Consider the following 11,895-nt stretch of genomic DNA (forward strand, 5'->3'; position numbering starts at 1 on the left):
CGCGCTGTGCGGCGGCGGCCGCGCGCTCATACTCGCTATTGTGCCGGCATAACAACGCAAACGCAGCGGTTACACCGCTACAGCCTTGGGCTTACGAATACGCACGCATAGCATTGCTACCGCTGCGGCAAGCATCAATGCACCGGCCAGGCGAATCACGTTGCGCGGGTCACCGTGCAGCAACCGCTCGTAATACAGCGGCAGGGTGACGATCTGGATCAGCATCGGCAGCACGATAAACAGGTTGAACAAGCCCATGTACACGCCGGTGCGCTCGGGCGGAATGCTGTCGGCGAGCATCAGATACGGATTCCCCATCATGCTGGCCCAGGCCAGCCCGATGCCGATCATCGGCAACAACAACAACCAGCGGTTCTCGATGCCCGGCAACACCCACATACCGACGCCGGCAGCCAGCAGACAGGCCGCGTGCGTGTATTTGGGGCCGAAGCGGCGCACCACCGGCACCATCGCAAAGGCCGCCAGAAACGCGATGAAATTGTAGAACCCACCGATCTGCCCATTGACCAGACCAGCCTCGCGAAACCCGTGCGAGGTGGCGTCGGTGGTGCCGAACAAGGTGGTCGACAGCGACAGCACGATGTACTGCCAGTAGCAGAAAATCCCGTACCACTGGAACAACATCACCGGCGCCAGCTGGCGCATGGTCGGCGGCATCGCGCGCAGGGCGCTGACGATTTCGCGCACGGTCGCGCCCAGGCCGGCACCGGTCTGACGCATGCGCGCAATCTCGGCCGGCGCAATCGCAGGCTCGCGCACGCTGCGCGCGGTGATCAGGATGGACGCGGCCGAAAACCCCGCACCGATCACGAACGCAGCAATGGTGATGTAGGGAATATGATGCGCGTTGGCGGCATCCTGATTCATACCGAACCACACCAGCAACGGTGGAGTGAGATAGGCCAGCGTCTGTGCCAGGCCTGTAAACGCGCTCTGCGTGAGATACCCAAGTGGCCGCTGCGGTGGCGCGAGCACGTCGCTGACCAACGCACGGTAGGGCTCCATCGCCACGTTGTTGGCCGCATCCAGCACCCACAGCAGGCACACCGCCATCCACAACGCCGTACTGAACGGCATCGCCAGCAGGCACAGGCTGCACACCAGCGCGCCCAGCACCATGTACGGCATGCGGCGGCCCCAGCGCGTCACCGAGCGATCGCTCCAGGCGCCGACGAACGGCTGCAGCACCAGCCCGGTGATCGGCCCGGCCAGCCACAGGTACGGCAGGCTGGCGTGGTCGGCGCCCAGGTAGTTGTAGATCGGGCTCATGTTGCTCTGCTGCAACCCGAAGCTGTACTGCACACCGAAGAAACCGGCGTTGAGCGCCAGGATGCGCGCGAAAGAAAGCGGAGGAGCGGTCGACGACATGCAAGGCCCTGGGCATCGGTGCGGCTCCCAGTGGCCGCAGCGCACTGTACCCTGCGACTTATGCAATCGATTGTAACGCTGCGCCGCAGCACGCGATCGTTAAGCAAATTGCGGCTTATGAAACCAATTCAAATGCTGCAACGCAAGATTGCAATCGATTGTATTCGAGCGTATTACTGCGCTCGCACTGCAGGCCGCACGGCCATTCCCTGGGAGGGGACGATGCAGGCGTCGGCATACCACCACCTGTGAGAGAGAGAATCGCGATGTCCACCTTGCACACCCTGCGCCTGCATGCCCTGGCCTGCGCGGTCGTTTCCTGCCTGTGCGCGCCCGCCGCGCTGGCTCAGGACGCCGCCGCCGCGCCCGCCACCCCGCCGGCTGCCGACAGCGCCGCGGTCAATCTGGATTCGGTGTTCGTCACCGGCACCTCCACCGCCACCACCAAGTTGAAGTCCAGCGTGTCGGTCAGCACCGTCGGCGCCGAGGCGATCGAACAATCGGCGCCGCGCAGCACCGCTGAAATCTTCCGCAACATTCCCGGCATCCGCTCCGAGTCCAGCGGTGGCGAAGGCAACGCCAACATCGCCGTGCGCGGTCTGCCGGTCGCCTCCGGTGGCGCCAAGTTCCTGCAGCTGCAGGAAGACGGCTTGCCGGTGATGGAGTTCGGCGATATCGCCTTCGGCAACGCCGATATCTTCCTGCGCTCGGATTTCACGATGGATCGCATCGAAGCGATCCGCGGCGGCTCGGCGTCGACGTTCACCAGCAATGCGCCCGGCGGCATCATCAACTTCATCAGCAAGACCGGCGACACCGAAGGCGGCAGCGTCGGCGTCAGTCGCGGTCTGGACTACGACAACACCCGCATCGACTTCAATTACGGCGCGCCGTTCGCCGAGCATTGGCAGTTCAACATTGGCGGTTTCTTCCGCCAGGGCGACGGCGTGCGCGATGCCGGCTACACCACCGACAAGGGCGGCCAACTCAAGGCCAACCTCACCCGTCTGTTCGAGAACGGCTACGTGCGTGTGTACGGCAAATACCTCAACGACCGCGCCGCTGGCTACCTGCCGGTGCCCACCTCGGTGCGTGGCCGCGACGGCTCGCCGGACCTCGGCGGCTTCCCCGGTTTCGATCCTGGCAACGACACCTTGTACAGCCGTAATTTCCGCACCGATGTTGGCCTGGATGGCAATAATCAGCCGCGCCGCACCGATCTGGGCGACGGCATGCACCCGATCTCGCGCACCATCGGCGCCGAAGCCTGGTTCGACCTGGGCAATGGCTGGAACCTGAGCGATAAATTCCGTATCGCCGACAACAGTGGCCGCTTCGTCAGCCCGTTCCCGGCCGAAGTCACCGACGCCGCCTCGCTGGCATCGTCCATCGGTGGCGCCGGCGCGCAGCTGGTGGAGGCCGGTGGCCCGAATGCCGGCCAGGCCTACACCGGCAACGCCATCCGCACGCATCTGTTCAACGTCGCCATCAACGATCTGGGCAACGTCACCAACGACCTCAGCCTCTCGCGCGAGTTCGATGGCGACGGCCGCACGCTGAATCTGCGCATGGGCTATTACAGCTCACGCCAGACCATCGACATGGACTGGACCTGGAACTCCTACGTGCAGAGCCTGGGTCGCGACTCGCGCCTGCTCAACGTGGTCGACGCAGCAGGCGTGTCGCGCTCGCAAAACGGCCTGTATGCCTACGGCACGCCGTTCTGGGGCGATTGCTGCATCACCCGCAGCTACGACGTGCGTTACGACGTCAACGCGCCGTATGTCGCGCTCACCTTCGACAGCGGCAAGTTCAGCATCGACGGCAGCCTGCGCTACGACATGGGCGATGCGCGCGGCAACTACAGCGGCACTGCGATTGCGCCAAATCTGGACGTCAACGGCGATGGCGTGATCCAACCGGTGGAACAGCGCGTGGCCACCGTGGACACCGCCAACGCACGCCCGGTGGACTACGACTGGAACTACTTGTCGTATTCGTTGGGCAGCAATTATCTGATCAGCGACGATCTAGGCGCATTCGCCCGCATCAGCCGCGGCGCACGCGCCAATGCCGATCGCCTGTTGTTCGGCGTGGTGCGCGACGACGGCTCGGTGTCGTCCGATGAAGGCGTCAACGTGGTGCGGCAGGCCGAAGCCGGCCTGAAGTGGCGTCGCGACGGTCTGAGCCTGTTCGCCACCGCTTTCTCTGCGCGCACCCAGGAACAGAACTTCGAAGTCACCAGCCAGCGCTTCTTCAACCGCAGCTACCAAGCGCACGGCGTGGAGCTGGAAGCCAGCTACCGCTACGAGGGCTTCACCGTCAACGGCGGCCTGACCTGGACCGATGCAGAAATTTCCCGCGACCAGATCACCCCGGAAAACACCGGCAATGTGCCGCGTCGCCAGGCTGATTTCGTTTGGCAGCTCACCCCGAGCTATCGCGGCGACGGCTACCAGTTCGGCGTGAATCTGATCGGCACCACCGATGCCTATACGCAGGATTCCAACCAGCTGAAGATGCCCGGCTATACGCAGGTCAACCTGTTCGGCGACTACCGCGTGACCGATTCGCTCACCGTCGCGCTCAACGTCAACAACCTGTTCAACACCTTTGGTCTGACCGAAGCCGAAGAAGCCACGATTCCGGCCAACGGCATCATCCGCGCGCGCTCGATTGCCGGCCGCACCACCAGCATCAGCCTGCGTTACGACTTCTAAGGACCCCGCGCCGGGCCCAGGCCCGGCGGCTTCCAATGAGCACCTCCCCCATCGATTCCACCGCATCACGCGCGGCCTTTGCCGCGCCGCTGGATGCACAGCGTGCCGAGCCGTTGTTGGCGCGTTTTGACGAACATGCACCGCGTCTGCTGGATGCACTGCAGTCGCTGTATGGGCAACGCCCCGATTACGCAGCGTGGTTGACGCAGTGGTTGGGCGCGCTCGGCAGCAGCGCGCAACACCGCCCGCAGGCATTGCAACAGCTCGACGCCACCCGCAAGCCGGGCTGGTTCGGCGCACAGCACATGCTGGGCTACAGCGCCTACGTGGACCGCTTCGCCGGCACCTTGCAGGGGGTAGCCGAGCGCGTGCCGTACCTGCAGGAACTGGGCGTGCGCTATCTGCATCTGCTGCCGTTTCTGCGCGCACGCGCCGGCGACAACGACGGCGGCTTTGCGGTCAGCGACTACGGCCAGGTGGAGCCGAGCCTGGGCAGCAATGACGACCTGGTTGCGCTCACCACGCGGCTGCGCGCGTCGGGCATCAGCCTGTGTGCGGATTTCGTGCTCAACCACACCGCCGACGATCACGCCTGGGCACAAGCCGCACGCGCGGGCGATGCACGCTATCTCGATTACTACCATCACTTCACCGACCGCAGCCTGCCCGATCAATACGAAACAACGCTGGCGCAGGTGTTTCCGCATACCGCGCCGGGCAACTTCACCTGGGTGGACGACACCGCACAATGGATGTGGACCACGTTCTATCCCTACCAATGGGATTTGAACTGGAGCAACCCGGCCGTGTTCGGCGACATGGCGCTGGCGATGCTGCAGCTGGCCAACCTCGGAGTGGAAGCATTCCGTCTGGATTCCACCGCGTATCTATGGAAGCGCACCGGCACCGACTGCATGAACCAGCCCGAGGCGCACACCTTGCTGGTGGCGCTGCGTGCGGTTGCCGACATCGTTGCGCCGTCGGTGGCGATGAAGGCCGAAGCCATCGTGCCGATGAGTCAACTGCCGCCCTACTTCGGCAGCGGCGCCGATCAAGGCCACGAATGCCACCTGGCCTACCACAGCACGCTGATGGCAGCCGGGTGGTCGGCACTGGCGCTGCAACGCGGCGATATTCTGCATCAGGTCATTGCGCACAGCCCACCGCTGCCCACCAACTGCGCGTGGCTAAGCTATGTGCGTTGCCACGACGACATCGGCTGGAATGTGCTGCAGCACGAAGCCGCGGGCAATGCCACGCAACCAGCGTTTTCGCTGCGCGATGTCGCGCGCTTCTACGCCAATGCGCTACCGGGCAGCTACGCGCGTGGCGAAAGCTTCCAGAGCAGCGGCGATGGCGTACACGGCACCAACGGCATGGCGGCCGCACTCGCCGGCATCCAGGCGGCGCACGATGCGGGTGATGCGGCAGCTTTGGCGATGGCAGTGGATCGGCTGGTGCTGCTCTACGCGGTTGCCCTGGCGATGCCGGGTGTTCCGCTGATCTACATGGGCGACGAACTCGCCTTGCCAAACGACGTTAGTTACCGCGTGGATACGCAGCGCAAGCACGAAGGCCGCTGGTTGCATCGCCCGGCAATGGACTGGCAACGCGCCGCGCAGCGCCACGACAACAGCAGCGTGAGCGGGCAGGTCTATCAGCGGTTGCACGCATTGATTCAGCAACGCACAGCACTACCGGCACTTGCTGCGGATCAACCGTTGGGCATTGTGGCGTTGGATAACGCGCAGTTGTTTGCGCTGACACGCGGTGACAGCTTTATCGCCGTCCACAACTTCAGCGATCAACCGCTCGACGTGACGCTTGCGGGCAAGCTGAGTGGCCGGTGGCAGGTGTTGGCCGACAAGCACGATGCAGTTGCAGAACCGCTGGGCGATGATCTGCGTCTTGCGCTGCATGGGTATGCGGTGCGCTGGTTGCAACGTATCGACTGAGCGATGTGGGTGCGGGGTCTTGGCGATGCGGCAACCGTACCCTCACCCCTCTCCCGACGGGAGAGGGGCTAGCGTTACTGCATTGGTAACACGCGTGCTCACTTCATCGCGTCGGCGCGTCTTACAGCCACTGCGCCGGAATGTCTTGAGCCACTGCGCTGGAGTGTCTTGCGCGGGAATGGCTAGGCCTCCCACGACTCGGCAGCAACCATGCAGCGGTGCCTATTCGATATCAAGCGTGCGGTAGCGTTACTCATGCCGCCGAGCGTGAGTTTGCGGCAGCGACACGCATCCGCGAAAGCTGCTGCACAAACCACGCACACCACTAATACAGCGCTTCGACAACGCTTCGACAGCAAAGAGCAGCCAACAAAGCTAGCGCGTAGTCGCCAGGGAAACGCGGACGATGCTCAGAATCGACATGCACCACTCGTACACGTCGGTTCCTACGCGCCGTCCACGCTTAACGACTAGTCGCTACGCTTCTTGGCCACTCTCACTCAACCCTTCAACAGCGTCAGCAGGGTTTCTGCAGTCTTTTCCGACGACGCCGGGTTCTGGCCGGTCACCAGGGTGCCATCGGCAATCACATGTACTGCCCAATCGGCCTTCTTTTCGTACTTTCCACCGAGTTCGGTCAGCACGTCTTCCACCAGGAACGGCACGATCTTGGTCAGACCGACGGCCTCTTCTTCGCCATTGGTGAAACCGGTGACGCGGCGACCGTTGACCAGCGGCTTGCCATCGCTGCCCTTGACGTGACGCAATGCGCCCGGCGCATGGCAGACCAGCCCGTGCGGCTTGTCGGCGGCGGCGAAGGCTTCGATCAGCGCGATCGACTGCTTGTCTTCGGCCAGATCCCACAGCGGGCCGTGGCCGCCCGGATAGAACAGCGCATCGAAATCGTCGGCTTTGACGTCAGCAAGACGATGGGTGGTGGCCAGCACCTTTTGCGCATCACTATCCTGTTTGAAGCGCTTGGTGGCCTCGGTCTGCGCATCGGGCTCGTCGCTCTTCGGGTCCAGCGGCGGCTGGCCGCCCTTCGGCGAGACCACGGTGATGTCGGCGCCAGCGTCCTTGAAAACGTAGTACGGCGCGGCGAATTCTTCCAGCCAGAAGCCGGTCTTCTTGCCAGTATCGCCCAGCTGGTCGTGGGACGTTAGCACCATCAAGATTTTCATCGCATTGCCTCGTGTTATGACCCAGAACGGGCGAGGCATGCAGTGTGCAGTCCGGTTCGTTGCAACATCGTGTAGAACGCGCGGCCTTGCATGCGCAGGTTCACCGACGCGATCAAGATGTGATCGCGCACGTGCATTTCATCGAACGCTGTGTGCCATCTCAGACATTCATTGCCGGCGGTTGCAATTGATCCATGCGTATGCGATTGGCGAACAGCGAAAACGCCAGCATGCCGGCCAGCCCGCTGACCCGGCTCACCCACGGCGGCAGCCAGCGCGGCGCGACCAGCACCCCGCTATCGAACAAGGGTGCAAACCGCGCCACATCGCCCAACGCCATCTTGCCGGCGAACAGATAACGGCATAGCTGCAGCTGGTCGCGCTGCAAGGCATGCCGGAAGAAGGTATGCACCGCGACCAGGCCGCGCAGGTAGACGGTGTCCTTGGTAAATGCACCGCCGCCTGCCGTTGGCACACCGCGGAACACGCGTTGCGCCGACGAAAAACTTTCGGTTGCGCTCTGCCCGCTCTCGGTGAAATAGCGGAACACCTCGATGAAGTCGGCGCCCGAGCGCGCCATCGCAATCGCTTCGATGCGCAGGCTGATGCGTTTCATGCGTTCGATATCGATGCTGCCGGTGATCTGCTCCGCAAACGTCGCCAGGCCCTCCTGGGTTGCGGTGGTGCGTGGCGATGAAATGCCCAGGCTGGGCAGATGCACCTGCGCGCGGCCATTGAGCGCAGTGAGCGAATGCACCAACGCCTCGTGATGAAACAGCTGCGCACGGTCGTAATCGCTGAAGGTGGCGCCGGTGCGCAAACGGATCCGGTGCGCGCCGGCCGCGGCCTTGGCGAGCAGATCCGGATCGAGCGTGACGGTGATGACGCGTCCTTCAAAAAACGCATCCAGATCGTTCTGTAGCTGCATGCGCAAGGCGGTGGCAGACACCGGCACCTGCTCTTCCGGCGCCAGCAACTCGCGATCGAGTTCCTGCGCGATCTGGATGAAATGCCGCGCCGCTTCGCGCGTGGTCGGGCCGTTGCCCGGCATCGGATCGTCAGGCACGCCAAACAACTGCGCCGAATAGTCGCTGACCGCACTGGTGCCAAGCGATTCCAGCAGACCGGCCGCCAGGCTCCAGCTATGCGTCGAATCGATCAGATACGCGCCGATCGGGTGATGCGGGTCGGCGGCTTTCGCAATCGCGGACAGCTCGCGTCGGGTGTCGCCAAAATCCAGCACCGGATAGTCCACCTGCGGCAGCTCCGGCTGTCCGCGCGCCACACTCTGCAGAAACGGCTCCTGCAGCGAGCGCGGCCAGCTCGCCAGGGCGAGCAGACGCACCCCGCGCACGGCCTTGACCAGGCGCGCATCCAGCGCCGCGTGATGGACGATGTCCGGCGGCCCCTTGCGCGATGGCATCAGCGCCGTCCGGGACGATCGACGCTGGCTGGCCGCCTGCCCGAGCCTTTGCCGCGGTTGTTCTGCGCAACACGGGTGGCGAGCTTTTCGGCAGCGCTGGCCACTTCCTCGCGCAGCTTCATGTAGTTGGCCACACGCTCCGGATCCAGCGTATCGGCATCGATCGCCGCGCGCACCGCGCAACCGGGCTCGGCGATATGCGCGCAATCGTTGAAGCGGCACTGCGCCGCCAACGCTTCCACATCAGAGAAACCGCCTTCAGCCAGATCTTCCTCACCGGTTGGCTTGAGCTCGCGCATGCCGGGCGTATCGATCAGGCAGGCACCGGTTGGCAACGGGATCAACGCACGGTAGGTGGTGGTATGCCGGCCACGCGAATCGTTTTCGCGCACCGCATTGGTCTTCATCTTCTGCGTGCCGAGCAAAGTATTGGTCAGCGTCGACTTGCCCGCACCGGACGAGCCCACCAGCACCGCCGTGCGCCCGTCGCCCAACCACGGCCGCAGCGCTGCCACGCTCTCTGGATCCTTCGCATTGACCGCACGCAGCGGGATGTTCTGCGCCTCCAGCTCTTCCAATACCGCCAAGGCATCCTCGGCGTACTCGGTCTGATCGGCCTTGGTCAGCACCACCACCGGCTGCGCTCCGCCGCCGCCCACCAGCAGCAGATAGCGTTCGATGCGGCGCGGATTGAAGTCCGCATCCAGCCCGCACACGATGAACACCGTATCGATATTGGCGGCGATCACCTGCTGGTGGTAATGCTCGCCGGCCGCCCCACGCTTGATCGAGGTGCGCCGCGGCAGCAGCGCCACGATGCGCTTGCCCTCCATCAGCACCCAATCGCCCACCGCCGCCCGCTCATGGCTCGGGAAGCGCGGCCGCTGCCACTCCGGCAACGACTCGGCCTTGAGGCTGGCCTCCGGCGTATCGGCCACCACATAGCCGGTGCGGTGCTGCTCCACCACCCGCGCCGGCAGCGCCTGCGGATGCGCGGCAAACACCGCCTGCCATGCAACCTCCTCAGGAGGACCGGGCCAGGGCCAGCCGATGGATTGGAGGGTGGAGTAGTTGGGGGGTGTGTGGCTCATCGGGGGATTCTAGCTGGCTGGACGCAGGGGCTTGTGCAATCGACCTGCAGCCGGGCTTGAAGCCCCACTTGACATCGTTGCCGATGCAAGCATGTCCGCTTGTCATATTTCCGCTACCATGCCAAGCCTCACGCCTACAACCGGCCCGTCGCATGTCCACTACCCCGCAAAAGCCGCTCGCCATCCGCGAGCGTCTGTCCGAAGTCCGCTACGAGATCCGGGGCGAGCTGGCGCGACGAGCGCGGGAGTTGGAGGCGCAGGGCCGTAAGCTGATCAAGCTCAATATCGGCAACCCAGGTGCATTCGGGTTCCGCGCGCCGGAGCATCTGCAGCGCGCGATTGCCGACGACATGGGTCGCACCGATCCCTATACCCATCAGCAGGGCCTACCGGAAGCGCGCGAGGCGATCGCCAAAGCGTATTCGCGTCGTCAGCACCCCGATGCCCACCCTGACCGTATTTTTGTCGGTAACGGGGTCAGCGAGCTGATCGACCTGTCGTTGCGCGCCCTGCTCAACCCCGGCGACGAAGTGCTGGTGCCCTCGCCCGACTACCCGCTGTGGTCGGCTGCCACCATCCTCAACGATGGCCGCCCGGTGTATTACCGCTGCGCGCCGGAGAACGGCTTCCAGCCGGACCCGGTGGAGATCGAGACGCTGGTGTCCTCGCGCACCCGCGCCATCGTGCTGATCAACCCCAACAATCCCAGCGGCGCGAGTTATTCGCGCGAGTTGCTGGAGCGCATCGTGGCAATTGCGACCAAGCACAACCTGCTGCTGATGGTCGACGAAATCTACGACCAGGTGCTGTACGACGGCGCGGCTTTCGTGCCGGTGGCGCCGCTGGCCGGCGCGCACCCCTGCATCACCTTCGGCGGGCTGAGCAAGGTGCACCGCGCCTGTGGCTGGCGCGTGGGTTGGGCGCTGCTGTCGGGCGAGCAATCGCGCATCAACGACCTGCGTAATGCGATGGACCTGCTCGGCGCCTTGCGCCTGTGCGCCAACGTGCCGGGCCAGTACGCCATCGATGCCGCGGTCAATGGGCCGGACACCATTTCCGCGTTGTGCGCGCCCGGTGGCCGTTTGTACGAAACCCGCCGTGCGGTGATCGAGGCCTGTGCGGCCAGCGAGCATCTGCAGCTGGTGGCACCGGCCGGGGCGCTGTACGCATTCCCGGCGGTGGTCGGTGCGGCCGCACGCAATTTCGACGATCACGAGTTCGCGCTGGACCTGATGAACGAAGAAGGCGTGCTGGTCGTGCCCGGCTCCAGCTTCAACGTGCCGTACCGCCATCACTTCCGCGTGACCTTGATGCCGGAAGCCAGCGTCATGCGCGATGTGTTCGCGCGCATCGACCGCGCACTGGCACGCCGTGCCGAGGCCGTGACCAAAGTGGTGCCACTCAAGTCGCGCAGCGTCGCTTGATGGCGGCGCCTGGTACGCCGCTGCGCTATCTGGCGCTGGGCGATTCGTACACCATCGGCGAAGGCGTCGAGCCTGCGCAGCGCTGGCCGATGCAGGTGGTCGATGGTCTGCGTGCCCACGGTTGGAACGTGGCGCCACCGCAGATCATCGCCACCACCGGCTGGACCACCGACGAATTGCAGGCCGGTATCGACGCGGCCGCACCGCAGGGCACGTTCGATCTGGTCAGCTTGCTGATCGGCGTTAACAACCAGTACCGCGGGCGCTCGCTGGACGAATACCGCAGCCAGTTCGATACGTTGTTGCAGCGTGCGATCGGATTTGCCGGCGGTCATGCCGCGCGCGTGGTGGTGCTGTCGATTCCGGATTGGGGGCTGACACCATTCGCGCATGCGCAAGGTGGCGATGCGGGGCTGATCGCGGCGCAGATCGACGCTTTCAACAGCGTGGCGGCAGAGCGTTGCGCAGCGCGCGCCGTGCGGTTTGTCGACATCACCGCCATCAGTCGCGATGGCGGTGATGCTGTCGACATGCTGGTCGACGATGGCCTGCATCCCTCCGGTGCGATGTATGCACGTTGGGCAGCGATGGCGCTACCTGCAGCGCGCGATGCGCTGGGCGCTGTCGGATCTGTGGACACGCCTGCCTAAAGCGCCACGACGCGCAGCCGCGCATCGCGAAACCGCCAACCGGGCCTACCGCAATCGGGGCG

General features: G+C 64.5%; 8 protein-coding genes and 1 other RNA gene. 5 read left to right on the forward strand and 4 right to left on the reverse strand.

Features of this window, described 5'->3' with window-relative positions:
- Nucleotides 1–69: 69 nt before the first annotated feature.
- Nucleotides 70–1,389: an MFS transporter gene (locus tag ACZZ0O_RS01305; protein WP_463592007.1), complete on the reverse strand. Its 1,320-nt coding sequence runs from the start codon at nucleotides 1,387–1,389 to the stop codon at nucleotides 70–72.
- Between the two features lie 266 nt (nucleotides 1,390–1,655).
- Between ACZZ0O_RS01305 and ACZZ0O_RS01310 the strand changes: the two genes are divergently transcribed.
- The 3 genes from ACZZ0O_RS01310 (at nucleotide 1,656) to ACZZ0O_RS01320 (ending at nucleotide 6,556) form a co-directional block, all read left to right on the forward strand.
- Entirely contained in the window at nucleotides 1,656–4,109 is a 2,454-nt protein-coding gene (locus tag ACZZ0O_RS01310) for a TonB-dependent receptor (protein WP_463592008.1), read from the forward strand.
- A 35-nt stretch (nucleotides 4,110–4,144) separates the two neighbouring features.
- Complete coding sequence (locus ACZZ0O_RS01315; protein WP_463592009.1) at nucleotides 4,145–6,064, forward strand: amylosucrase; 1,920 nt, start codon at nucleotides 4,145–4,147, stop codon at nucleotides 6,062–6,064.
- 421 nt (nucleotides 6,065–6,485) lie between these two features.
- Nucleotides 6,486–6,556, forward strand: a non-coding RNA gene (locus ACZZ0O_RS01320) — sX9 sRNA.
- 8 nt (nucleotides 6,557–6,564) lie between these two features.
- Here the strand turns inward: ACZZ0O_RS01320 and ACZZ0O_RS01325 are convergent.
- From ACZZ0O_RS01325 to rsgA, 3 genes are all read right to left on the reverse strand, one after another.
- Complete coding sequence (locus ACZZ0O_RS01325; protein WP_055848341.1) at nucleotides 6,565–7,245, reverse strand: type 1 glutamine amidotransferase domain-containing protein; 681 nt, start codon at nucleotides 7,243–7,245, stop codon at nucleotides 6,565–6,567.
- A 160-nt stretch (nucleotides 7,246–7,405) separates the two neighbouring features.
- Nucleotides 7,406–8,668: a flavohemoglobin expression-modulating QEGLA motif protein gene (locus tag ACZZ0O_RS01330; protein ID WP_463592010.1), complete on the reverse strand. Its 1,263-nt coding sequence runs from the start codon at nucleotides 8,666–8,668 to the stop codon at nucleotides 7,406–7,408.
- Entirely contained in the window at nucleotides 8,668–9,759 is a 1,092-nt protein-coding gene (gene rsgA / locus ACZZ0O_RS01335) for a ribosome small subunit-dependent GTPase A (protein ID WP_463592011.1), read from the reverse strand. Before rsgA ends, ACZZ0O_RS01330 begins: the two co-directional genes overlap by 1 nt.
- A 152-nt stretch (nucleotides 9,760–9,911) precedes the next feature.
- Here rsgA and ACZZ0O_RS01340 point away from each other — a divergent pair, with 152 nt between their 5' ends.
- Entirely contained in the window at nucleotides 9,912–11,183 is a 1,272-nt protein-coding gene (locus ACZZ0O_RS01340) for a pyridoxal phosphate-dependent aminotransferase (protein ID WP_055848333.1), read from the forward strand.
- Entirely contained in the window at nucleotides 11,183–11,833 is a 651-nt protein-coding gene (locus ACZZ0O_RS01345) for an SGNH/GDSL hydrolase family protein (RefSeq protein WP_463592012.1), read from the forward strand. Before ACZZ0O_RS01340 ends, ACZZ0O_RS01345 begins: the two co-directional genes overlap by 1 nt.
- Nucleotides 11,834–11,895 lie beyond the last annotated feature (62 nt).

It is taken from the genome of Xanthomonas sp. AC360 (genome assembly GCF_979258225.1).